The sequence below is a fragment of the Mesorhizobium sp. BR1-1-4 genome, assembly GCF_020165375.1.
Classification (GTDB): domain Bacteria; phylum Pseudomonadota; class Alphaproteobacteria; order Rhizobiales; family Rhizobiaceae; genus Mesorhizobium; species Mesorhizobium australicum.
On sequence record NZ_JAIUIB010000005.1, the window covers coordinates 274,910 to 298,571 of the forward strand.

At 63.2% G+C, this 23,662-nt stretch carries 22 protein-coding genes, 1 pseudogene and 1 riboswitch; of the genes and pseudogenes, 19 read left to right on the plus strand and 4 right to left on the minus strand.

Annotation, left to right across the window (positions count from 1 at the left end; translation table 11 throughout):
• Positions 1–10: 10 nt before the first annotated feature.
• The 3 genes from cobW to LB571_RS13100 all read right to left on the minus strand — a co-directional run bounded on the left by cobW (position 11) and on the right by LB571_RS13100 (position 2,953).
• The gene (cobW, locus tag LB571_RS13090) at positions 11–1,048 is read right to left on the minus strand and encodes a cobalamin biosynthesis protein CobW (protein WP_224594944.1); all 1,038 of its coding nucleotides are present in this window, start codon (positions 1,046–1,048) and stop codon (positions 11–13) included.
• Between the two features lie 2 nt (positions 1,049–1,050).
• Positions 1,051–1,479 (minus strand): DUF1636 family protein, encoded by a 429-nt coding sequence (locus LB571_RS13095; RefSeq protein ID WP_140822406.1) that lies wholly within the window; start codon positions 1,477–1,479, stop codon positions 1,051–1,053.
• Between the two features lie 37 nt (positions 1,480–1,516).
• Positions 1,517–1,724: riboswitch (cobalamin riboswitch) on the minus strand.
• A gap of 29 nt (positions 1,725–1,753) precedes the next feature.
• Positions 1,754–2,953 carry a winged helix-turn-helix domain-containing protein gene (locus LB571_RS13100; protein WP_224594947.1) on the minus strand — a complete coding sequence of 400 codons (1,200 nt, stop codon included), beginning with the start codon at positions 2,951–2,953 and terminating at the stop codon, positions 1,754–1,756.
• 335 nt (positions 2,954–3,288) lie between these two features.
• On the opposite strand from LB571_RS13100, the gene LB571_RS13105 reads away from it, so the two are divergent.
• The 17 genes and pseudogenes from LB571_RS13105 to LB571_RS13185 all read left to right on the plus strand — a co-directional run bounded on the left by LB571_RS13105 (position 3,289) and on the right by LB571_RS13185 (position 21,504).
• Positions 3,289–3,654 (plus strand): NADH-quinone oxidoreductase subunit A, encoded by a 366-nt coding sequence (locus LB571_RS13105; protein WP_010910112.1) that lies wholly within the window; start codon positions 3,289–3,291, stop codon positions 3,652–3,654.
• On the plus strand, positions 3,645–4,226 hold the full coding sequence (locus LB571_RS13110) for a NuoB/complex I 20 kDa subunit family protein (RefSeq protein WP_015317338.1): 582 nt from the start codon (positions 3,645–3,647) through the stop codon (positions 4,224–4,226). Before LB571_RS13105 ends, LB571_RS13110 begins: the two co-directional genes overlap by 10 nt.
• 4 nt (positions 4,227–4,230) lie before the next feature.
• The gene (locus LB571_RS13115) at positions 4,231–4,833 is read left to right on the plus strand and encodes an NADH-quinone oxidoreductase subunit C (protein ID WP_140661000.1); all 603 of its coding nucleotides are present in this window, start codon (positions 4,231–4,233) and stop codon (positions 4,831–4,833) included.
• Positions 4,833–6,023: an NADH-quinone oxidoreductase subunit D gene (locus tag LB571_RS13120; protein WP_015317340.1), complete on the plus strand. Its 1,191-nt coding sequence runs from the start codon at positions 4,833–4,835 to the stop codon at positions 6,021–6,023. The genes LB571_RS13115 and LB571_RS13120 overlap by 1 nt, the downstream gene beginning before the upstream one ends.
• Positions 6,024–7,025, plus strand: a pseudogene (gene nuoE / locus LB571_RS13125) (NADH-quinone oxidoreductase subunit NuoE); the annotation flags it as partial. It abuts the gene before it with no gap.
• Positions 7,026–7,047: 22 nt separating this feature from the next.
• Entirely contained in the window at positions 7,048–8,352 is a 1,305-nt protein-coding gene (gene nuoF / locus LB571_RS13130; RefSeq protein ID WP_015317342.1) for an NADH-quinone oxidoreductase subunit NuoF, read from the plus strand.
• 65 nt (positions 8,353–8,417) lie between these two features.
• Positions 8,418–9,113, plus strand: coding sequence for an NADH-ubiquinone dehydrogenase (locus tag LB571_RS13135; protein ID WP_224594950.1), 696 nt, complete (start codon positions 8,418–8,420; stop codon positions 9,111–9,113).
• A gap of 72 nt (positions 9,114–9,185) precedes the next feature.
• Entirely contained in the window at positions 9,186–11,267 is a 2,082-nt protein-coding gene (gene nuoG, locus LB571_RS13140) for an NADH-quinone oxidoreductase subunit NuoG (RefSeq protein WP_015317344.1), read from the plus strand.
• A 2-nt stretch (positions 11,268–11,269) separates the two neighbouring features.
• Entirely contained in the window at positions 11,270–12,313 is a 1,044-nt protein-coding gene (gene nuoH, locus LB571_RS13145) for an NADH-quinone oxidoreductase subunit NuoH (RefSeq protein WP_015317345.1), read from the plus strand.
• On the plus strand, positions 12,313–12,804 hold the full coding sequence (gene nuoI, locus LB571_RS13150) for an NADH-quinone oxidoreductase subunit NuoI (protein WP_015317346.1): 492 nt from the start codon (positions 12,313–12,315) through the stop codon (positions 12,802–12,804). Before nuoH ends, nuoI begins: the two co-directional genes overlap by 1 nt.
• Positions 12,805–13,040: 236 nt before the next feature.
• A complete protein-coding gene (locus LB571_RS13155; RefSeq protein WP_015317347.1) occupies positions 13,041–13,661 on the plus strand; it encodes an NADH-quinone oxidoreductase subunit J in 621 nt (206 codons plus the stop codon).
• Between the two features lies 1 nt (position 13,662).
• Positions 13,663–13,971 (plus strand): NADH-quinone oxidoreductase subunit NuoK, encoded by a 309-nt coding sequence (gene nuoK / locus LB571_RS13160; RefSeq protein WP_023798863.1) that lies wholly within the window; start codon positions 13,663–13,665, stop codon positions 13,969–13,971.
• A gap of 10 nt (positions 13,972–13,981) precedes the next feature.
• Complete coding sequence (gene nuoL / locus LB571_RS13165) at positions 13,982–15,955, plus strand: NADH-quinone oxidoreductase subunit L (protein WP_224594953.1); 1,974 nt, start codon at positions 13,982–13,984, stop codon at positions 15,953–15,955.
• Complete coding sequence (locus tag LB571_RS13170; RefSeq protein WP_224594956.1) at positions 15,955–17,460, plus strand: NADH-quinone oxidoreductase subunit M; 1,506 nt, start codon at positions 15,955–15,957, stop codon at positions 17,458–17,460. The genes nuoL and LB571_RS13170 overlap by 1 nt, the downstream gene beginning before the upstream one ends.
• 19 nt (positions 17,461–17,479) lie before the next feature.
• Complete coding sequence (gene nuoN / locus LB571_RS13175; protein WP_015317351.1) at positions 17,480–18,916, plus strand: NADH-quinone oxidoreductase subunit NuoN; 1,437 nt, start codon at positions 17,480–17,482, stop codon at positions 18,914–18,916.
• A 4-nt stretch (positions 18,917–18,920) separates the two neighbouring features.
• On the plus strand, positions 18,921–19,742 hold the full coding sequence (locus LB571_RS13180; RefSeq protein WP_140615830.1) for a biotin--[acetyl-CoA-carboxylase] ligase: 822 nt from the start codon (positions 18,921–18,923) through the stop codon (positions 19,740–19,742).
• Between the two features lie 91 nt (positions 19,743–19,833).
• A complete protein-coding gene (locus LB571_RS13185) occupies positions 19,834–21,504 on the plus strand; it encodes a ribonuclease J (RefSeq protein WP_224594961.1) in 1,671 nt (556 codons plus the stop codon).
• Here LB571_RS13185 and LB571_RS13190 read toward each other — a convergent pair.
• A complete protein-coding gene (locus tag LB571_RS13190) occupies positions 21,494–22,384 on the minus strand; it encodes an MBL fold metallo-hydrolase (RefSeq protein ID WP_140822100.1) in 891 nt (296 codons plus the stop codon). The genes LB571_RS13185 and LB571_RS13190 overlap by 11 nt on opposite strands.
• A gap of 125 nt (positions 22,385–22,509) precedes the next feature.
• Here LB571_RS13190 and mce point away from each other — a divergent pair, with 125 nt between their 5' ends.
• Together mce and LB571_RS13200 are read left to right on the plus strand one after the other, a co-directional pair.
• Positions 22,510–22,914 carry a methylmalonyl-CoA epimerase gene (mce, locus tag LB571_RS13195; protein WP_015317355.1) on the plus strand — a complete coding sequence of 135 codons (405 nt, stop codon included), beginning with the start codon at positions 22,510–22,512 and terminating at the stop codon, positions 22,912–22,914.
• Positions 22,911–23,195, plus strand: coding sequence for a DUF1467 family protein (locus LB571_RS13200; protein WP_015317356.1), 285 nt, complete (start codon positions 22,911–22,913; stop codon positions 23,193–23,195). Before mce ends, LB571_RS13200 begins: the two co-directional genes overlap by 4 nt.
• Positions 23,196–23,662 lie beyond the last annotated feature (467 nt).

Below are 23,662 nucleotides of genomic sequence, written 5' to 3' on the forward strand. Positions count from 1 at the left end.
GGCCTGAAAATCAGCCGGCGAGGATACGTTCGATCGCCGGGCGGTTCAGCCCCTTGAGGCCAATGACGACGAGCCGCGAGCGGCGGTCGTCCCCAGCGGTCCAGGCGCGGTCGTAGTAATGATTGACGCGCGGGCCGACGGCTTGCAGCAGGAGCCGCATAGGTTTGCCGCCGACCTCGACGAAGCCTTTCACGCGCAGCACGTTTTCCTGTTCGGCGGCCGCGGCGACGCGCTTGGCCAATTCGTCCGGATTGGCGATCGAGGGAATGTCGACGATGAACGTGTCGAAGTCGTCATGCTCATGGTCGAAGGCGCCGTCATGATGCGACTTGCGGTTCTCGATGTCGTCCTCGACGGCGAGACCGAGCCCGAGCAGCACCGAGGGATCGACCTTGCCATGAGACGTCGGCACGATCTTTACGGCGCGGGCCGAGTGTTCGTTGACGATGGCCTTGGCGCGGGCTGAACCGGCGGCGTCCATCAGGTCGCTCTTCGACAGGATGATCAGGTCGGCGCAGGAAATCTGGTCCTCGAACACTTCCTCGACCGGGTCGTCATGGTCGAGGCTCTCGTCCTGCGCGCGCTGCGCCTGCAGGGCGTCCATGTCATTGGCGACGCGGCCTTCCGCCAGTGCGGGACCGTCGACCACGGCGATGACGCCATCGACGGTCACGCGGCTCTTCACCGTCGGCCACTGGAAAGCCTGGACCAGCGGTTTGGGCAGAGCGAGGCCCGAGGTTTCGATCAGGATATGGTCGACCTTCGGCGTCAGCGACAGGATCTTGTCGAGCGCCGGCACAAAATCGTCGGCCACGGTGCAGCAGATACAGCCATTGGCCAGTTCGACGATGTTTTCCTCTGGGCAGGTGTCGATGCCGCATCCCTTGAGGATCTCGCCGTCGATGCCGATGTCGCCGAACTCGTTGACGATGATGGCAATCCGCTTGCCGCCGGCGTTTTCCAGGAGATGGCGGACCAGCGTCGTCTTGCCGGCGCCGAGGAAGCCGGTGACGACGGTGCAGGGAACGCGGGACAGAGATGTTGTCATGATCAATCTTTCAGCATGTCGAGGGGAGGGATGCGGGCAACGAGGCCGCGCTTGAGACTGTCGGGCCTGCCCCGCCAGGGAATGAGGCCGTCGCTCGAGGTGGCGAAGAGTTTCGCGCCAGTGACGAGATCGGCGCCGCTGCTCGCGGTCAGATCGCCGAACACATAGCTCCAGCAGCCGTCGCGCAGGATCGCGGCGCTCAGCCGGCGCTTGCAATTGCCGAGGCATTCGACCGTGCGGATGCGAATCTTCTCGCCCGAGGCGGCTTGGCGCGTATCTTCGGCCAAAAGTTCGCCGGCCCGGGGATGGGCGTCGGATCCAGTCTCGTCGCGACAGGAAGCGCAGACAATGACCGTGATGCCGGCCAGGGGATGATCCCCGCCGGACGAAATGTCGGTTGTTTCAGCCGAAAAACTGCTGTCGCGATCCACATCAGGCTCCTTGCCCGGAAAACCCGCCAGGCGATCGGATTCTTGCATTCCAGACGGCAGGTCTCCTGGCTCGCGGGTCATCGCCTTGGGTAGCCGCCTTCCCGGGACAATCCCAGTGGCTTTCGGCCTTGGCTCTTCGCTCACAGTTGCGGGGACAGCCGCGGATTTGGGATTTTCAATCCCGCACCGCATTCCCTCTTGGCTCCTCTCTTTGCCGAGAGGAGACCGTCTGGATGGGATTTAGGCTCTTGCGGGCAGCGGTGTCAACGCGAGCTTACGACACCGCGATGTCGGACAGCGCCGGGCCGAGGTCGCCGGCAGGCGTTATTTCCATGCGCTCGAGGCCAAGCCAGCCCTGCATCTGCTTCAATTCCTCGAAGAGCTGGGCTGCGGTTTCGGGCGGTGCGCCGGGCTCGGCGTAGGCGGCATGGACGCGCAGGACACTGGCCGGCCGGTCAGCCCTGAGGTCGACGCGCGCCACGATCCTGTCGCCGAGCAGGAAAGGCAGGACATAGTAGCCGTATTGGCGCTTGTCGGCCGGCGTGTAGATTTCGATGCGGTAATGGAAGTCGAACAGCCGCTCCGAGCGCGAACGCTCGAAGACGACCGGATCGAACGGCGCCAGCAGAGCGCGGGCCTCGATCTTGCGCGGGATACGGGCGTCCTTGTGAAGGTAAGCCGGCTTGTCCCAGCCCTCGACACGGACCGGCAGCAAGTCGCCGAGTTCGACCAGTTCCTCCAGCCGGCCTTTCATGTCGGCCGGCGAGAGCCGAAAATAATCGCGCAGGTCGCCTGATATCGCCACGCCATGGGCACGGGCGGAAATGCGCAGCAATTCGCGGTGCGCGTCCTCAGGCGTCGGTACCGGCAGATCGAGGATCGCCTGCGGCAGCACGCGCTCCGGCAGGTCGTAAAAGCGCTCGAAGCCGCGCCGGTGCGCGGTGGTGATGCGCCCGGCCCAGAACAGCCATTCGAAGGCGTGCTTGGCATGGCTCCAACCCCACCAGCCACCGGAGCCTTTCTGGCCTTCGAGCGCCGAAGCGGCGATCGGCCCGCGCGCGACGACCTCGCGGTAGATCTCTTCTATATAGGCGGCGTGCTCGCGGCCCCATTTGGCCAGCCCCAGATACATTTCATCGCCTTGCTCGGCGCGCTGCATGCGCCAGCGCATCAGTGGGTAGGTCTCGACCGGCAGGAACGAGGCTTCATGCGCCCAATATTCGAAGACGGTGCGCTTGCGCGTTACGGCGGCGTTGTCGAGCAAAGCGAGGGGATAGGGGCCGAGACGCGAATAGAGCGGCATGTAATGAGCGCGCACCACCGCACTGACGGAATCGATCTGCAACAGGCCGGTGCGGGACAGAACGCGGGCGAAATGGCGGCGGTCCGGCGTGCCGGCGGGGCGGGGATCGAGAAATCCCTGGGCGGCGAGGGCGATGCGCCGGGCGGCGGCAAGCGAGATCTTTTCCTTCATGCGTATGCGTCCCTGATGGACCTATCTGGCGTCATTGCCCGGCGTGATTCCCGTCCATGCTAGCAGGGTTTTGGCGGCAACCCTGTCAGGAGACAAAAGTGGAGTTAAAAGCGAAGGAAATCAAACAGGAGCGGATGGGACCAGTTTCTCCCGGAATGCCGTCCAGCTCGGTGTTTTGAACAAGGTTTGACTTGCTTCGCTGGAAGTGCTGCGCTAACCCTCGCCGCGTTGCAGCATAGGCCCCTTAAAACGGTTCAGCGGTTAATCTGTCACGCTTCCGCATTAAGGTTCGGTGCTGTAGTCAAAGTGGATTGGCGCCAACGGAAAGCCGCTGCATGAACGCACTTCTCAGTTCGTACCTGCCCATCGTCCTGTTTATCGGCGTGGCACTGGTCGTCGGCCTGGCGCTGCTGGCGGCTCCGTTCCTGGTGGCGTATCGCAACCCCGATCCCGAAAAGCTTTCCGCCTACGAGTGCGGTTTCAACTCGTTCGACGATGCCCGCATGAAATTCGACATCCGCTTCTACCTGGTGTCGATCCTGTTCATTATATTCGACCTGGAAGTTGCCTTCCTCTTCCCCTGGGCAGTGTCCTTCTCGAAGATCGGCATGCTCGGTTTCTGGTCAATGATGGTGTTTTTGGCAGTGCTGACCATCGGCTTTGCCTATGAATGGAAAAAAGGAGCGCTGGAATGGGATTGAACGACAGTTCAGGCACCCTCGTCGCGCCGAAGCCCAAAGGTATTATCGACCCCAACACCGGTAGGCCGGTAGGGGAGGACGATCCCTTCTTCCTCGAAATCAACAATGAGCTTGCCGACAAGGGTTTTCTGGTCACCTCGACCGAGGCGCTGATCACCTGGGCGCGTAGCGGCTCGCTGATGTTCATGACCTTCGGTCTGGCTTGCTGCGCGGTCGAGATGATCCACACCTCGATGCCGCGCTACGATTCGGAGCGGTTCGGTGTCGCGCCGCGCGCGTCTCCGCGCCAGTCCGACATCATGATCGTCGCCGGCACGCTGACCAACAAGATGGCACCGGCGCTGCGCAAGGTCTACGACCAGATGCCGGAGCCGCGCTACGTCATCTCGATGGGCTCCTGCGCCAATGGCGGCGGCTACTATCACTATTCCTATTCGGTGGTGCGTGGCTGCGACCGGGTTGTGCCGGTCGACATCTATGTGCCCGGCTGCCCGCCGAGCGCCGAAGCCCTGCTCTACGGCATTCTTCTGCTGCAGAAGAAGATCCGCCGCACCGGCACGATCGAACGGTAAATCCATGGCCGCCTCCTTAAGCGAACTGTCGACCTATCTCGGCGAGAAGCTGCCTGGCCGCTTCGGCGATGCGGTATTCGCCTATGGCGAGCTCACCGTTCACGTCGAGCCTCAAAACCTGATCGAGGTGATGACCTTCCTGCGCGACGATGCGCGCTGCCAGTTCATCTCGATCATCGATGTCTGCGGTGCCGACTATCCGTCGCGGGCCAAGCGCTTCGATGTCGTCTATCACCTGCTTTCGCCGAAGCAGAATGTGCGCATTCGCATCAAGGTGCAGACCGACGAGGAGACGATGGTGCCTTCGATCACCGGCGTCTATCCCGGCGCCGACTGGTTCGAGCGCGAAACCTACGATCTCTATGGCGTGCTGTTTTCGGGCCACCCGGACCTGCGCCGCCTGCTGACCGACTACGGTTTCGAAGGCCATCCGCTGCGCAAGGATTTCCCGCTCACCGGTTTCGTCGAAGTGCGTTACGACGACGAAGCCAAGCGCGTCATCTACGAGCCGGTGGAACTGAAGCAGGAATTCCGCAATTTCGATTTTCTGTCCCCATGGGAAGGCACGGATTACGTGCTGCCAGGGGATGAGAAGGCAAAGCAGTAATGGCTGAAACCTCCGTCCGCAACTTTAACATCAACTTCGGACCTCAACACCCTGCCGCGCACGGCGTTTTGCGCCTCGTGCTGGAGTTGGACGGCGAAGTCGTCGACCGCGTCGATCCGCATATCGGGCTCTTGCATCGCGGTACGGAGAAGCTGATCGAGGCAAAAACCTATCTGCAGGCGCTGCCTTATCTCGACCGGCTCGATTATTGCGCGCCGATGAACCAGGAGCACGCCTTCGCGCTGGCCGCCGAGCGCCTGCTCGGCATCGAGGTGCCGAGGCGCGGCCAGCTGATCCGCGTGCTCTATTGCGAAATCGGCCGTATCATGTCGCACATCCTCAATGTGACGACGCAAGCCATGGACGTCGGCGCGCTGACGCCGCCGCTGTGGGGCTTCGTCGAGCGCGAAAAGCTGATGGTGTTCTATGAGCGCGCCTCGGGCTCGCGCATGCATGCGGCCTATTTCCGTCCGGGCGGCGTCCACCAGGACCTGCCGCGCCAGCTGGTCGAGGACATCGGCAAGTGGATCGACCCTTTCCTGAAATCGCTCGACGATCTCGACAGGCTGCTCACCGGCAACCGCATTTTCAAGCAGCGCAATGTCGACATCGGCATCGTCTCGCTGGCCGACGCCTGGGCCTGGGGCTTTTCGGGCGTCATGGTCCGTGGTTCGGGCTCGCCGTGGGACCTGCGCAAGTCGCAGCCCTATGAATGCTATTCGGAAATGGATTTCGACATTCCTGTCGGCAAGAATGGTGACTGTTTCGACCGCTACCTCGTGCGCATGGAAGAAATGCGCCAGTCGGCACGGATCATGCGCCAGTGCATCGATCTCTTGCTCGGCAAGGAAAGCACCGGCCCGGTGTCGAACCTCGACGGCAAGGTGGTGCCGCCCAAGCGCCAGGCGATGAAGCGTTCGATGGAAGCGCTCATCCATCACTTCAAGCTCTATACCGAGGGCTACCGCGTCCCGGCCGGCGAAGTCTATGCGGCGGTCGAGGCGCCAAAGGGCGAGTTCGGCGTCTACCTGGTCTCCGACGGCACCAACAAGCCCTACCGCTGCAAGCTGCGCGCACCCGGTTTCGCGCATCTGCAAGCCATGGACTTCCTCTGCCGCGGCCACATGCTGGCCGACGTCACCGCCGTCCTCGGCTCCCTCGACATCGTGTTTGGTGAGGTCGATCGCTAAATGTCAGTCCGCCGTCTCGCAGAAGCCAGCGTCCAGCCAGCCTCCTTCGCCTTCAACCGGGCGAATGCGGCAGCGGCGAAGCAATGGATCAAGAAGTATCCCAAGGGCCGCGAGCAGTCGGCGATCATTCCCCTGCTGATGATAGCGCAGGAGCAGGAAGGCTGGGTCACCAAGGCGGCGATCGAGACGATTTCCGACATGCTCGGCATGCCGCGTATCCGCGGCCTCGAGGTCGCGACCTTCTATACGCAGTACCAGTTGAACCCCGTCGGCACCCGTGCGCACATCCAGGTTTGCGGTACCACGCCCTGCATGCTGCGCGGCTCGGAAGCGCTGATGGATGTGTGCCGCTCGAAGATCCATCACGACCAATTCCACACCAACGACAAGGGCACCTTGTCGTGGGAAGAGGTCGAGTGCCTCGGCGCCTGCGTCAACGCGCCGATGGTCATGGTGTTCAAGGATACGTTCGAGGATCTGACACCGGAACGGCTGGCTGAAATCATCGATCTCTACGATGCGGGCAAGGGCGCCTCGGTGACGCCGGGACCGCAGAACGGCCGCACCGGCTCGGAGCCGGCCTCCGGCCTGACCACGTTGAAGAGCGAAAAGGCGATCCTCAAGTCGACCCGCGACCGTGAAGCCCGGGAAGCGGCCAGGGCCGCGAAGGCAGCGCCCGACGCGATCATCGCTGCGCCTGTGCCGGCACCGGCCGCCCCAGCTGCGCCTGGTCCGGTTGCTCCGTCGAAATCCAGCAGGCCGAAGACCGCCGCGCCAGAGACCAACCCGACGTTGAAGACGCCGTCGCCGGCCAAGGTCGCGCCGGTCACCGAGAACGCGGCTAGCGTTGCGCCACCCCTTCACTCGGCCGCCAACGCCAACAAGGCCGCTCCTGAAGTCGAGGCGACTCCAAAACAACGCAATGGGCCGAAGAACCGGGCCGAACCGGGCAGCGCCTTCAAGGCGCCGGAGACCAAGCAGCCTGCCGCCAAGCCGACCAAGAAGCCGGTCTGAGGGACGAAAAATGCTTCAGGACAAAGACCGCATCTTTACCAACATATACGGCCTCTTCGACAAGTCGCTGGCCGGCGCCATGGCGCGCGGCGCCTGGGACAACACGCCCGGCATCGTCGCCAAGGGGCGCGAGTGGATCGTCAACGAGATGAAGGCGTCGGGACTGCGCGGACGCGGCGGCGCCGGCTTCCCGACCGGGCTGAAATGGTCGTTCATGCCCAAGCAGAGCGACGGCCGGCCGAGCTATCTCGTCATCAACGCCGACGAATCCGAGCCCGGCACCTGCAAGGACCGCGACATCCTGCGCAACGATCCGCACACGCTGGTCGAGGGCGCGTTCCTGGCCGGCTTCGCCATGGGCGCGATTGCCGCCTACATCTATGTGCGCGGCGAGTTCATCCGGGAGCGCGAGGCGCTGCAGCGGGCGATCGAGGAGGCCTACGAGGCCAAGCTGATCGGCAAGAACAACACGTCGGGCTACGATTTTGAAATCTACATGCATCACGGCGCCGGCGCCTATATCTGCGGCGAGGAAACGGCGCTGCTGGAAAGCCTCGAAGGCAAGAAGGGCCAGCCCCGGCTGAAGCCGCCATTCCCGGCCAATGTCGGCCTCTATGGCTGCCCGACCACTGTCAACAATGTCGAATCGATCGCGGTGGCGCCGACCATCCTGCGCCGGGGGGCTGCCTGGTTCTCGTCCTTCGGCCGGCCCAACAATGTCGGCACCAAGCTGTTCTGCGTTTCCGGCCACGTCAACAATCCGTGCACCGTCGAAGAGGCGATGTCGATCCCGTTCCGCGAGCTGATCGAAACCCATTGCGGCGGCATCCGCGGCGGCTGGGACAATCTGCTCGCCGTCATTCCGGGTGGCGCCTCGGTGCCACTGGTGCCGGCGGAGCAGATCATCGATACGCCGATGGATTTCGACGCGCTGCGCGATCTCAAGTCCGGCCTCGGCACGGCCGCCGTCATCGTCATGGACAAGTCGACCGATGTCGTGAAGGCGATCGCGCGGCTTTCCTACTTCTACAAGCATGAAAGCTGCGGCCAGTGCACGCCGTGCCGCGAGGGCACCGGCTGGATGTGGCGGGTGATGGAGCGGCTGGTGCGCGGCGAGGCTCAGAAGCGCGAGATCGACATGCTGCTCGACGTCACCAAGCAGGTCGAAGGCCACACGATCTGCGCGCTGGGCGATGCGGCGGCATGGCCGATCCAGGGCCTGATGCGGCATTTCCGCGGCGAGGTGGAGCGGCGCATCGACGAGTTTTCGCGCAACGCGCACCGGGCCGAACCGGTGATGGTGGCGGCGGAATAACAAGAAACTTTTGAACGCGGGAAGAAACGGGGCGGGGCGAACGAAGAAACGACCAGGAGAACTCTATGGCGCCGTATTCGACACCCTACCCATTGATGCCCAATTTGGACCAGATCGAGAAGATGAACCAGGACCTGACCAGGATGATGCCGAAGGAGATGGCCAGCGCCGTCAACCTTTTCGCGCACCCTGTCGCGGGTGCGGCGGCGATGTCGGCGCTTGGCATGGGGCTCGCCAATCATGCGTTCGGCGTCTGGATGGGCGCGCTTTCGGGGGCCGCCGACGCATCACAACGCCTCATGCAGCCGCTGATCGAGGATTTCGAGGCACGCGTCGAGCAATTCGAGGATGCGAACTCGTCGTCCATCAGGGCGCGGGCGACCGCGAAGACGATGATTGCCGAGGCGCAGTCCTTCGCCCAGGAAGTCACCGATATCGCAGCCAGGGAAGCCGCCACCACCGCGCCGGCCGCCAATGCCGCTCCGGCAACAAGCGAGGCAGCGGATGTGCTGCTGCCGGAAGATTTCAGGCAGCCCAAGGCCATGGAGAAGCCGACGAGGCCGTCCGACCTCAAGGCGATATCGGGCATCGGCCCGAAGCTGGAAAGAGTGCTGAACGGCCTCGGTATCTGGACGTTTGCCCAGATCGCCGCATGGTCGCCGCAAGAGATTGCCTGGGTCGACGATTATCTGTCGTTCAAGGGCCGCATCGGCCGTGACGACTGGACTGCCCAGGCGGCGGCGCTGGCCGCGAAGAAGTGAATGAAATCTCGGGCGCTGCGTCTGTCGCGCCCGGAAAATGAGATTGCGGGAATCCGCAGGGGTTTGAGGCGAATGGCAAAGCTCAAGGTCGACGGGAAAGAAATCACTGTACCCGACCATTACACGCTGCTGCAGGCGGCCGAGGACGCGGGCGCGGAAGTGCCGCGCTTCTGCTTCCATGAGCGGCTGTCGATCGCCGGCAATTGCCGCATGTGCCTGATCGAGGTGAAGGGCGGACCGCCCAAGCCGCAGGCCTCCTGCGCCATGGGCGTGCGCGACCTGCGCCCCGGCCCGAACGGCGAGCCGCCGGAAATCTTCACCAACACGCCGATGGTCAAGAAGGCCCGGGAAGGCGTGATGGAATTCCTGCTGATCAACCATCCGCTGGACTGCCCGATCTGCGATCAGGGCGGCGAGTGCGACCTGCAGGACCAGGCGATGGCCTTCGGCGTCGATTCCTCGCGCTACCACGAGAACAAGCGCGCGGTGGAAGACAAGTATATCGGCCCGCTGGTCAAGACAGTGATGAACCGCTGCATCCACTGCACGCGCTGCGTCCGCTTCACCACCGAAGTTGCCGGCATTTCCGAACTCGGCCTGATCGGCCGCGGCGAGGATGCCGAGATCACCACTTATCTCGAACAGGCAATGACCTCGGAGTTGCAGGGCAACGTGATCGATCTCTGCCCGGTCGGCGCGCTGACCTCCAAGCCCTTCGCCTTCCAGGCCCGGCCGTGGGAGCTGACCAAGACCGAATCCATCGACGTGATGGATGCCGTCGGCTCGGCGATCCGCGTCGATAGCCGTGGGCGCGAAGTGATGCGCATCCTGCCGCGCGTCAACGAAGCCGTGAACGAGGAATGGATTTCCGACAAGACCCGCTTCATCTGGGACGGCCTGCGCACGCAGCGCCTCGATCGCCCCTATGTGCGCAAGGACGGCAGGCTGGTTCCGGCGAGCTGGGCCGAAGCGTTCGCGGCGATCAAGGGCGCGGTTTCGGCGGCGGCCCCCGACAAGATCGGCGCCATCGCGGGCGATCTCGCGGCGGTTGAGGAAATCTACGCGCTGAAGCTCCTGATGGCCTCGCTCGGTTCGAAGAACACCGACTGCCGCCAGGATGGCGCGACGCTCGATCCGGCACTCGGACGCGCCAGCTATATCTTCAACCCGACCATCGAAGGCATCGAGCAGGCCGACGCGGTGCTGATCATCGGGGCCAATCCGCGCTTCGAGGCCTCGGTGCTCAACGCCCGCATCCGCAAGCGCTGGCGCCTCGGCAATCTGCCGGTCGGTGTCATCGGCGATGTCGGCGACACGCGCTATGACTACGAACAATTGGGCGCCGGGCCGGATTCGCTGAAGGATCTGGCGGACGGCAACGGCAAGTTCTTCCAGACGCTGAAGAAGGCGACGCATCCCCTTATTATCGTCGGTCAGGGCGCTCTGGCGCGCGCCGATGGCGCGGCCGTGCTCGGCCAAGCGGCCAGGCTCGCCGCCGCCGTGAATGCCGCACGCGCCGACTGGAATGGCTTTGCCGTGCTGCACACCGCAGCGGCGCGCGTCGGCGGCCTGGACCTCGGCTTCGTGCCGGGCGAGGGCGGCAAGAACGTCGCCGGCATGCTGGGCGAGACGGATGTCCTGTTCCTGCTCGGCGCCGACGAGATCGATATGAGCAAGACCGGCGGCGCCTTCGTCGTCTATGTTGGCACGCACGGCGACGCCGGCGCGCATCGCGCCAATGTCATCCTGCCGGCGGCTGCCTATACCGAAAAGTCCGGCACCTACGTCAACACCGAAGGGCGCGTGCAGCAGACCAACCGCGCTGGCTTCGCGCCGGGCGACGCGCGCGAGGATTGGGCGATCTTGCGGGCGCTGTCCGACGTACTGGGCAAGAAACTGCCGTTCGATTCGCTGCCGCAGCTGCGCGCAAAGCTCTATGGCGAATACCCGCATCTGGCCCGCATCGACCAGGTCGCGGCCGGCAACGCCGAGGATATCGCCGGCGTGGCGAAGCTCGGCGGGCGGTTGAACAAGGGAACCTTCACCTCGCCGGTCAAGGATTTCTACCTGACCAACCCGATCGCGCGCGCATCGGCCGTGATGGCTGAATGCTCGGCACTGGCCAAGAGCGGCTTCAAGCAGGCGGCGGAATAAGCATGGACACCTTCTTCTCCTTCTACGTGCTGCCGGCGCTGCTGATCCTCTTGAAGTCGGTCGTGCTGATCGTGGTGCTGCTGATCTTCGTCGCCTACATCCTTTATGCCGACCGCAAGATCTGGGCGGCGGTGCAGCTTCGCCGTGGCCCGAATGTCGTCGGCCCCTGGGGCACGCTGCAGGCCTTCGCCGACCTGCTGAAATTCGTCTTCAAGGAACCGGTCATCCCGTCGGGCGCCAACAAGGGCGTCTTCCTGCTGGCGCCCCTTGTCTCCGCCGTGCTGGCGATCTCGGCTTGGGCGGTCATACCGGTCAGCCAGGGTTGGGCGATCGCCAACGTCAATGTCGGCATCCTCTATGTCTTCGCCATCTCCTCGCTCGAGGTCTATGGCGTGATCATGGGCGGCTGGGCGTCCAACTCGAAATATCCGTTCCTCGGCGCGTTGCGTTCGGCGGCGCAGATGGTGTCATACGAAGTTTCGATCGGCTTCGTCATCGTCACCGTGCTGCTCACCGCCGGCTCGCTCAACCTCAGCGATATCGTGCTGTCGCAGCAGGGTGGGCTTGGTACGCGGCTCGGCCTGCCCAACACGTTCCTCGACTGGAACTGGCTGGCGCTGTTCCCGATGTTCGTCATCTTCTTCATCTCGGCGTTGGCGGAGACGAACCGTCCGCCCTTCGATCTGGTCGAAGCCGAATCGGAGCTGGTCGCCGGCCACATGGTCGAATATTCGTCGACGCCGTTCCTTTTGTTCTTCCTCGGCGAGTATGTCGCGATCGTGCTGATGTGCGCGCTGGCCACCATCCTGTTCCTCGGCGGCTGGCTGCCTCCCTTCGACTTCGCGCCCTTCACCTGGGTGCCCGGCGTCATCTGGTTCGTGCTGAAGGTCTGTTTCGTGTTCTTCGGCATCTCGATGGTGAAGGCCTTCGTGCCGCGCTACCGCTACGACCAGCTGATGCGGCTGGGCTGGAAAGTGTTCCTGCCGATCTCGCTGTTCATGGTCGTCGCCACCGCGGCCTTCCTCAAGATCACGGGGTTTGCGTGATGTCCGCTTTGTCCCAGGCCGCGAAATCGCTGCTGCTGCAGGATTTCGTCAGCGCCTTCTTCCTGTCGATGCGCCAGTTCTTCGCGCCGAAGGAGACGATCAACTATCCGCACGAGAAGGGACCGATCAGCCCGCGCTTTCGCGGCGAGCATGCGTTGCGCCGCTATCCCAACGGCGAGGAACGCTGCATCGCCTGCAAACTGTGCGAGGCGATCTGCCCGGCGCAGGCGATCACCATCGAGGCCGGCCCGCGCCGCAATGACGGCACGCGCCGCACGGTGCGTTACGATATCGACATGGTGAAGTGCATCTATTGCGGCTTCTGCCAGGAAGCCTGCCCGGTCGACGCCATTGTCGAGGGGCCGAATTTCGAATTCGCGACGGAAACGCGCGAGGAACTCTACTACGACAAGGACCGGCTGCTGGCGAATGGCGACCGGTGGGAGCGCGAACTGGCGCGCAACATCTCACTGGACTCGCCCTATCGCTGAGATCTGACGCATGGACGGGGCGAGGGGCCTCGTCCGGAGGATGATCCCGAAAAGTTGCGGACTTTTCGGACAAGATCATCCTCCGGAAGACAAAAGTGTCGCATGTTTCTTTTGATCGGGTATTTCAACCCGATCGGAACATGCGATAGGACACAACGAAACTTGCCGACCGGAGGCGGTCGCAAACATCAAACAGGACGAGCGTCCTGTTTGGACAGGAACCCGGGGGATCCCCAATGCTGAGTGGACTAGAGGCGGCCTTCTTCTACCTCTTCGCCTTTGTCGCCGTGGCGTCGGCGTTCATGGTCATTTCGTCGCGCAACCCCGTGCATTCGGTGCTGTTCCTGATCCTGACCTTCTTCAACGCCGCCGGCCTGTTCATGCTGACCGGCGCCGAGTTCCTGGCGATGATCCTGCTCGTCGTCTATGTCGGCGCGGTCCTGGTGCTGTTCCTGTTCGTCGTCATGATGCTCGACGTCGATTTCGCCGAATTGAAGAGCGGCGCCCTGCAATACGCGCCGATCGGCGCGCTGGTCGGGCTGATCCTGGCGGCGGAGCTGATCGTGGTGCTGGGCGGCTACACCTTCGCGCCGAAGCTCGCCTCGACAGTCGCAAAGCCCATCCCGGATCTCGCCGCGCGATCGAACACGGCGGCGCTCGGCGACATCCTCTATACCGACTACCTCTACTACTTCCAGATTTCGGGCCTCATCCTGCTGGTCGCCATGATCGGCGCCATCGTCTTGACGCTGCGCCACAAGGAAGGGGTCAAGCGGCAGTCGATCGCAGCCCAGGTCGGCCGCACCGCGGCGACCGGCATGGAAATCCGCAAGGTCAAGTCGGGCGAAGGAGTCTGAGATGGTCGTCGGCATCGCACATTATCTGACCGTATCGGCGATCCTGTTCACGCTCGGCGTGTTCGGCATCTTCCTCAACCGCCGCAACATCATCGTCATCCTAATGTCGATCGAGCTGATCCTGCTGGCGGTCAACATCAATTTCGTCGCCTTTTCGGCGGCGCTCGGCGATCTGGTCGGCCAGGTGTTCGCGCTGTTCGTGCTGACGGTCGCGGCGGCTGAAGCCGCCATCGGGCTTGCCATTCTCGTCGTCTTCTTCCGCAACCGCGGCTCGATCGCGGTCGAAGACGTGAACATGATGAAGGGTTGACGGGGCGACTATGTATCAAGCGATCGTCTTCCTTCCGCTGCTCGGCTTCCTGATCGTAGGCCTGTTCGGCAATGCGCTCGGTGCCAAGGCATCCGAATACATCACCTCCGGCTTCCTGGTGATCGCGGCCGTGCTGTCATGGGTCGCCTTCTTTTCCGTCGGCTTCGGCCATGGCGAGGTGTTCACCGTGCCGGTGCTGCACTGGATCCAGTCCGGCGGGCTGGACGTCTCCTGGGCGCTCAGGATCGACACGCTGACGGTGGTGATGCTGGTGGTGGTCAACACAGTGTCGGCGCTGGTTCACATCTATTCGATCGGCTACATGCACCACGATCCGAACCGGCCGCGCTTCTTCGCCTATCTGTCGCTGTTCACCTTCGCCATGCTGATGCTGGTCACGGCCGACAACCTCGTGCAGATGTTCTTCGGCTGGGAAGGGGTGGGCCTCGCGTCCTACCTGCTGATCGGCTTCTGGTACAAGAAGCCGTCGGCCAATGCCGCGGCAATAAAGGCCTTCGTCGTCAACCGCGTCGGCGATTTCGGCTTCGCGCTCGGCATTTTCGGCGTCTTCGTGCTGTTCGGCTCGGTCAATCTCGGCACGATCTTTGCCAATGCGGCGACGTTCATCCCGGCCGAAGGCGCGCCGCAGGGTGCCGCCGTACTCACCTTCCTCGGCCATGCGCTCGACAAGCAGGCGGCAATGACCGTCGTCTGCCTGCTGCTGTTCATGGGTGCCATGGGCAAGTCGGCGCAGGTGCCCCTGCACACCTGGCTGCCGGACGCCATGGAGGGCCCGACCCCGGTGTCGGCGCTGATCCATGCCGCCACCATGGTGACGGCCGGCGTGTTCATGCTGGCGCGGCTTTCGCCGCTGTTCGAGTTGTCGCACTCGGCGCTGACGGTGGTCACCTTCATCGGCGCCTTCACCGCCTTCTTCGCGGCGACCGTCGGCCTGGTCCAGAACGACATCAAGCGCGTCATCGCCTATTCGACCTGCTCGCAGCTCGGCTACATGTTCGTGGCGCTTGGCGTCGGCGCCTATGGCGCGGCGATCTTCCATTTGTTCACGCACGCCTTCTTCAAGGCGCTGCTGTTCCTCGGTTCCGGCTCGGTCATCCACGCCGTCTCCGACGAGCAGGACATGCGCAAGATGGGTGGCCTGAGGACGCTGATCCCGACCACCTACTGGATGATGGTGATCGGCACGCTGGCGCTGACCGGCGTCGGCATTCCGGTGACCGTCATCGGCACCGCCGGCTTCTTCTCCAAGGACGCCATCATCGAGGCCTCCTTCGCAGGCCACAATTCGGTCGCCGGCCTGGCCTTCATCCTGCTGGTCATCGCCGCCGGCTTCACCTCCTTCTATTCCTGGCGGCTGATCTTCATGACTTTCCATGGCAAGCCGCGGGCGAGCCATGAGGTGATGCATCACGTCCATGAATCGCCGCCGGTGATGCTGGTGCCGCTGTTCGTGCTGGCGGCCGGCGCGCTGTTTGCCGGTATCATCTTCCACAATTCCTTTATCGGCGAAGGCTATGCCGAGTTCTGGAAGGCGTCGCTGTTCACGCTGCCGGACAACCATATCCTGCACGAGATCCACGAATTGCCGCTGTGGGTAGAGCTCTCGCCCTTCATCGCCATGCTGATCGGTTTCGCTCTGGCCTGGAAGTTCTACATCCGCTCGCCGGAGATGCCGGTCAATCTGGCCGCCCAGCATCGCGGGCTTTACGCCTTCCTGCTCAACAAGTGGTATTTCGACGAGCTTTACGACTTCCTGTTCGTTCGCCCGGCCAAGCGTCTCGGTCACTTTCTGTGGAAGACCGGTGATGGGACCATCATCGATGGGCTCGGGCCTGACGGCATTTCGGCGCGCGTCGTCGACGTCACCAACCGCGTCGTCAAGCTGCAGACCGGCTATCTCTACCACTACGCCTTCGCCATGCTGATCGGCGTTGCCGCACTCGTCACCTGGATGATGCTCTGATGACCGCCTGGCCAATCCTCTCGCTGGTCACCTTCCTGCCTCTGGTTGGTGTGCTGCTGATCCTGTTCATCAACGATGAGAGCGAAAACGCGCGGCGCAACATCCGGGCGATCGCGTTCATCACCACGGCGTTCACCTTCCTGGTGTCGCTGTTCATCTGGACCGGCTTCGACAATTCGCAGGCCGGGTTCCAGTTTGTCGAAAAGGTCGCCTGGCTCGATTCCGGCATTTCCTACCATATGGGCGTCGACGGCATTTCCATGCTGTTCGTCATCCTGACGACCTTCCTGATGCCGCTTTGCATCCTGGCGTCGTGGGAAGCGATCGAGAAGCGCGTCAAGGCCTACATGATCGCCTTCCTGCTTCTGGAAACGCTGATGATCGGCGTGTTCTGCGCGCTGGACATCGTGCTGTTCTACGTCTTCTTCGAAGCCGGCCTGATCCCGATGTTCATCATCATCGGCGTATGGGGCGGCAAGCGGCGCGTCTACGCCTCGTTCAAGTTCTTCCTCTATACGCTGGCCGGCTCGGTGCTGATGCTGCTCGCCATCATGGCGATGTTCTTCCAGTCCGGCACCACCGACATCCCGACGCTTCTGACGCACAGCTTCCCGGCCAACATGCAGACCTGGCTGTGGCTTGCCTTCTTCGCCTCCTTCGCGGTGAAGATGCCGATGTGGCCGGTGCACACCTGGCTGCCCGACGCCCACGTCGAGGCGCCGACGGCGGGCTCGGTCATCCTGGCCGGCATCCTGCTGAAAATGGGCGGATACGGCTTCCTGCGCTTCTCCTTGCCGATGTTCCCGCTGGCCTCCGAAATGTTCGCGCCGCTGGTGTTCACGCTGTCGGTGGTCGCCATCATCTACACCTCGCTGGTGGCGCTGATGCAGGAGGACATGAAGAAGCTGATCGCCTATTCGTCGGTCGCCCATATGGGCTTCGTCACCATGGGCATCTTTGCCATGAACCAGGAAGGCGTGCAGGGCGCCATCTTCCAGATGCTCAGCCACGGCCTGGTGTCGGGCGCGCTGTTCCTGTGCGTCGGCGTCATCTATGACCGCATGCACACGCGTGAGATCGCTGCCTATGGCGGTCTCGTCAACAACATGCCGAAATACGCGACCGTGTTCCTGATCTTCACCATGGCCAATGTCGGCCTGCCGGGTACGTCAGGCTTCGTCGGCGAGTTCCTGACCATGCTCGGTGTGTTCCGGGTCAACACCTGGGTGGCGTTCTTCGCAGCCACCGGCGTCATCCTGTCGGCGGCTTACGCGCTTTGGCTCTACCGAAGGGTGATCTTCGGCGCGCTGACCAAGGACAGCCTGAAGGGGCTGCTCGACCTGTCGACTCGCGAGAAGGCGATCATCTATCCGCTGGTCGTGCTGGTCATCTTCTTCGGCGTCTACCCCGCACCCGTCTTCGACGCGACGGCCCAGTCGGTCAAGTCGCTCGTCACCAATGTCACCGCATCCATCGGCGCCGCGCAGACCGCGGCGGCGAACTGACCCAGGGGTTTTGCGAACCATGACGCCGGACCTTCTCTCCAGCCTGTCGCTCTCGACGCCCGAGCTGATCCTTGCCATCGGCGCGCTCGCGCTGCTGATGGTCGGGGCCTATTCGCGTTCCAACACCGCCAATACCGTGACCGGCCTTGCCGTCGCCGTGCTGGTGATCGCAGGCGCCTGGCTGATCTTCCACGCAGGGCAGGGCAGCGCCTATGGCAATGCCTTCATTCAGGATTCCTTCGCCCGCTTCATGAAGGTGCTGGCGCTGATCGGCTCGGCGGTGACGCTGATCATGTCGATGCGCTTTGCCAAGGCGGAACGTTTCGACAAGTTCGAATATCCGGTGCTGATCCTGCTTTGCACGCTCGGCATGATGCTGATGATCTCGGCCAACGGCATGATCGGGCTCTATCTCGGCCTCGAACTGCAGTCGCTTGCGATCTATGTGCTGGCGGCGATCAATCGCGACAATTTGCGTTCGACAGAAGCCGGCCTGAAATATTTCGTCCTCGGCGCGCTGTCGTCGGGCATGCTGCTCTACGGCATCAGCCTGGTCTACGGCTATACCGGGAACACCGGCTTCCAGGAGATCGCCACGGCGCTGGGCGGCGGCGAGCGCCAGCTTGGCCTTGTCGTCGGCCTCGTCTTCGTGCTGGCCGGGCTTGCCTTCAAGATCTCGGCGGTGCCGTTCCACATGTGGACGCCAGACGTCTATGAGGGCGCACCGACACCGGTGACGGCCTTCCTGGCGGCAGCGCCGAAAATGGCGGCGATGGCGCTGATCGTGCGCGTCACCATGGGTGCGTTCAAGCCGATCGCCTCCGACTGGCAGCAGATCATCGTCTTCATCTCGATCGCCTCGATGGCGCTTGGCTCCTTCGCCGCGATCGGCCAGACCAACATCAAGCGGCTGATGGCCTATTCCTCGATCGGCCATATGGGCTACGCGCTGGTCGGCCTTGCCGCGAACAGCCAGGCCGGCGTGCGCGGCGTCGCCATCTACATGCTGATCTACCTGGTGATGACGCTCGGCACCTTCGCCTTCATCCTTGCCATGCGGCGCAAGGAAGGCAATGTCGAGCAGATCAGCGATCTCGCCGGCCTCTCGTCGACCAACCCCATCATGGCGACGATCCTGACCATCCTGATGTTCTCGCTGGCCGGCATTCCGCCGCTCGCCGGCTTCTGGGGGAAGTGGTACGTCTTCCTCGCCGCCATCAACGCCAACCTTTATGCGCTGGCAATCATCGGCGTGCTCGCTTCCGTGGTGGGCGCTTACTACTACCTGCGCATCATCAAGATCATGTGGTTCGATGAGCCGGTCGGCGGCTTTGTGCCGATGGCCAGCGAGTTGCGTGTCGTGCTCGGCGTCAGTGGCGCCTTCGTGCTGTTCTACGTGCTGATCGGCGGGCCGATCGGGACCTATGCCGAAGCCGCCGCCAAGACATTTTTCTGACGGGATGGCATTTCGGCTGGCTCCAACCTCGGCGTCGGAAGGGTTCCGGCTCGAAGCGCATGACAGTGTCGGCTCCACCAACGCGCTGGCGCTAGACCATGCCCGGGCGGGCGATCCGGGCAAGCTCTGGGTCGTTTCCAAGAAGCAGGAAAGCGGACGCGGCCGGCGTGGCCGTGCCTGGGCAACGCCGGAAGGCAATCTGGCGGCGACGCTGCTCCTCATCACCGGCGGCGAATTGCGCCTTGCCGCGACGCTCGGCTTCGTCGCGGGGCTGGCGCTGGCCGACGCGCTCGACGCGGTGGTGCCGAAGGGCCGCATCGCGATAGGCCTCGACGGAGCGAGCCAGGGACAGAACCGTTTCGAGCTGAAATGGCCAAACGATGTGCTCGCCTCCGGCGCCAAGCTGGCCGGCATCCTGCTGGAGTCGGCGATGCTTGACGGTAGCCGCTTCGCGGTGGCGGTGGGCATCGGCGTCAATGTGGTGGCGCACCCGCGGGATTTGCCTTATCCCGCGACATCGCTTCACGCGTTGGGCGCGGCTTGCGATGCCGAAACGCTGTTTCTGGCGCTGTCGGATGCCTGGAGCGAGAATGCCCGCCTGTGGGACGAAGGACGTGGCCTTGCCGCCATCAGGAAGCGTTGGCTGGCCCGCGCGGCGGGCCTTGGCGGCGAGGTTGCTGTCAGAATTGACGGTAATGTGGTGCGTGGCGTGTTCGAGACCATTGACGAGGACTGCCGTTTCGTGATCCGCGACGATGACGGGTCTGTTCTGACGGTCGCCGCCGGCGATGTGCATTTCGGCGCGGTGGCGTCCGCGCGGATATAATTTGTTTTTGAGCAATTCCGGACGGAAAACCGGTAGGCACTTGCTGGAATTGCTTTAACGGCTTGGCCTGAGGGTCAGGAAGGAAAAAATCATGGCGAAAGCGGACAACGCCGAACTCGTCTTCGTGCCGCTCGGCGGCGTCGGCGAGATCGGCATGAACTTCGCCCTCTACGGCTACGGCCCGCCGAGCGCGCGCGAATGGATCATCATCGATGTCGGCGTCACCTTTCCCGACGCGGCGCATCCAGGCGTCGACCTGATCCTGCCCGACACGCGCTTCATCGAGGAGAACCTCGCCAATCTGCGCGGCATCATCATCACCCACGCGCATGAGGACCACTACGGCGCGCTGCTCGACATCTGGCCGAAGCTGAAGGCGCCGGTCTGGATGACGCCGTTCAGCGCCGGGCTGCTGGAAGCCAAGCGTCAGGGCGAGCAGGGCGCGCCGAAGATCCCGCTGACAATCTACCGGGCGGGCGAAAAGTTCACGGTGGGCCCCTTCGAGATCGAAGCCATTCCGGTGGCACACTCCATTCCCGAACCCATGTCGCTGGCGATCACCTCGCCGGCCGGCACCGTCATCCACACCGGCGACTGGAAGATCGATCCGGAGCCGACGATCGGTCCCAAGACCGACGAGGCGCGGTTCCGCGCCTATGGCGACAAGGGCGTGCTGGCGCTGATCTGCGATTCGACCAATGCGCTGCGCGAAGGCGAGTCGCCTTCGGAAGTGGCCGTGGGCGAGGGCCTGAAAGGCGTCATCCAGGCGGCCAAGGGCCGCGTCGCCGTCACCACCTTCTCCTCCAATGTCGGACGCATCGTTTCCATCGCCAGGGCAGCGCGCGATGCCGGCCGCCAGTGCCTTGTGCTCGGCCGCTCGTTGAAGCGCGTCATCGATGTGGCCGGCGAGCTTGGCTACATGGACGGCCTGCCGGAGTTCATCGCCGAGGAGGATTTCGGCTTCATCCCGCGCGAGAACCTGGTCATCATCTGCACCGGCAGCCAGGGCGAGCCGTTGGCGGCACTTGCCAAGCTGTCGCGCGACGAGATGAAATCGGTGTCGCTGACAGCGGGCGACACGGTGGTGTTTTCCTCGCGCACCATTCCCGGCAACGAGAAGGCGATCCTCGAGATCAAGAACCGCCTCATCGATCTCGGCATCAAGATCATCGAAGACGGCGATGCGCTGGTGCATGTCTCCGGCCACCCCCGCCGCAGCGAACTGCGCAAGATGTATGAATGGGTGCGTCCGCAAGTCGGCGTTCCCGTGCATGGCGAGGCGGCGCATCTGGTGGCGCAGGGCTCGCTGATGTCCACCTCCGGCATTGGCCAGGTGGCGCAGGTGCGCGACGGCGACATGCTGCGGCTCGCTCCTGGTCCCGCCACGATCATCGACCAGGTGCCGTTCGGGCGCGTCTACAAGGACGGCAATCTGATCGGCACCGATCAGGCGATGGGTATTCGCGACAGGCGCAAGCTGTCCTTTGCCGGTCATGTCGCGGTCAATGTCGTGCTTGATGACAAGTACGAGCTGGCCGGCGATCCCGACCTGGTCGCCATTGGCGTCGCCGAAACCGATGCCCGTGGCGAGACGCTAGAGGACCTGATGATCGATGCGGCCGTCGGTGCGGTCGATTCGATCCCCCGCCAACGCCGCAAGGACCTCGACCTGGTGCAGGAGGCGGTGCGGCGCGCGGTGCGCGGCGCGGCCAACGAAGCCTGGGGCAAGAAACCGCTGGTGACGGTTTTCGTCACCCGGTGACGGAGGCGTCGGGTGCTCGGATGTTCAGCTGATAGCTGACCGGAATCCAGCGAAAGGAATGGTCTATCCGCCCGACATAGCCCAAGCCCGGAAACGGCATGTGGTGGCCGGCGACGAGCAGGCGCCGCTCGGCGGCCATGCCGAGCAGCCGCTTGCGGGTCTCGATTGCCTTTTCCTTGTCGTCGTCGAAATCGGCATGCCACTGCGGACGCTGGATCGACACGACATAATGCAGGAAAGCGTCCGACCAGATCAGCAATTGCTGTCCGTCGCTTTCGACAAGGAAGGCCAAAAGCCCGGCGGAGTGACCGGCCGCGTCGATGGCAGTGATGCCCGGCACCACTTCGTCTCCAGGCGCTATGAACGTCGCGCGGTCGGCCAGGCCGGTGCAAATGCGCCTAAAGAGATCACGATTGGCCAACCTGGCCGGACGCACCGCATTTCCTTCGGTCCAGAAGGCGAATTCCGCTGCGCCGAATACCAGGCGTGCGCGGCTGAAAACGGATGCGCCATTCCGGACAAGCCCGCCAATGTGGTCCGGGTGCCCGTGCGTGATGACCACCACATCGATGTCATCAGGGCCGAGCCCAAGGGCTTGCAAGCACTCCAGGAGTGAACTGTCTTCATCTCCGCAGCCGGTGTCGAACAGGATCTTTTCGGAACCGGTATCGACCAGCGTCGGGATGAAGCAATGCTCGTAGCGATCCTGGTCGATGAAGTTCGAAACCGCGAGTTCGAGCACGGCCGCCGGCGGCTGTCCGGCCGCGAAGGCCGATGCAAGCCCGTCTCTGACATCGACGGCATCGAGCAGAGCGGCAATTTTGAACGACCCGAGATCGAAGGTGAAAACGCGGGGGCGGGCAGGGCTGATTCCGGACATTGGCCTTTGTACTTTGTGGCTGCCGGTTGCAACAGGTGCGACAGTGCGCTCCTCGCGAAAGGCTGTTGATCTCGGCTGATTTGACGTATGACGCCAGTCGTTGGACCTGGGAGAAAAGCTCGGACATGCTCGGACGGCTGAACCACGTCGCGCTTGCGGTGCCGGATTTGACCGCCGCCGTTGCAGCTTACCGCAACACGCTCGGCGCCGAAGTGACCGAGCCGCAGGCGTTGCCGGAGCATGGCGTCACCGTGGTGTTCGTCGATGTCGGCAACACCAAGGTCGAGTTGCTGGAGCCGCTTGGCGAGGGCTCCCCAATCGCGGCATTCCTCGAGAAGAACCCGTCGGGCGGCATGCATCATCTCTGCTACGAGGTCGACGACATCCTGGCCGCGCGCGACCAGCTCAAGGCCGCCGGTGCCAGGGTGCTTGGCGACGGCAATCCCAAACCAGGCGCGCACGGCAAGCCGGTGCTGTTCCTGCATCCGAAGGATTTCTTCGGCACGCTGATCGAACTGGAGCAATCATGAGCTGGGTCTCGTTCACCGCGCTGTTTTTCGCGACCTGGTGGGTGGTGCTGTTTGCCGTCCTGCCGTTCAGCGTCAGAACGCAGGACGACGATCACGACGTGACGCTGGGCACGGTACCGAGCGCGCCGCGCGGGCCGCATATGCTGCGTGCGGTGATCCGCACCACCATCGCAACGGCGGTCCTGATGGGCATTTTCTACGGCCTGACGCACGGGCTGGGATACAGCCTCAACGACATCCCGCACATCGTGCCGGAACTCAGTCCGACCCCAGGGAAATAGACGTGGCGGCAAGGGTGCTCCGATAAGGTCGGAGCGCTGCGGATGGGATTGAGATGCCGCCCTGTACGGCGGCTACTGGCTGCTGACGCAAGATCATGTAGCCTGCCAATTCGCGGCGCTAACCAGATGATTGCACAAAAAAAATGCAAGGCACAAGGCCTTGCAATTAAACGCGTCCGATCTGTTTCCGGTATCCGGCGGCAGCGAGTAACCGCGCCTAGATCGCATCCTCCCAAGACTTTGACCGCGTAGGAGAGCAGATTTTTTTCTGCCCTCTCGGTTATCGGGGCACATTAGCCCAACGGAAATGAAAATGTCACGAAGAATTTTGCCTTGAAACGGGCAATCTCGTGCTGCACTGCACAATAGTGCGGCAGGCTTTGCTTTTGAAACGTCCAGTCAGGGTCGACAGAGCCTTTGCGGCATGTTCGCAATTGACGCGCGCAAAGAATTGACGGCCAAACCCG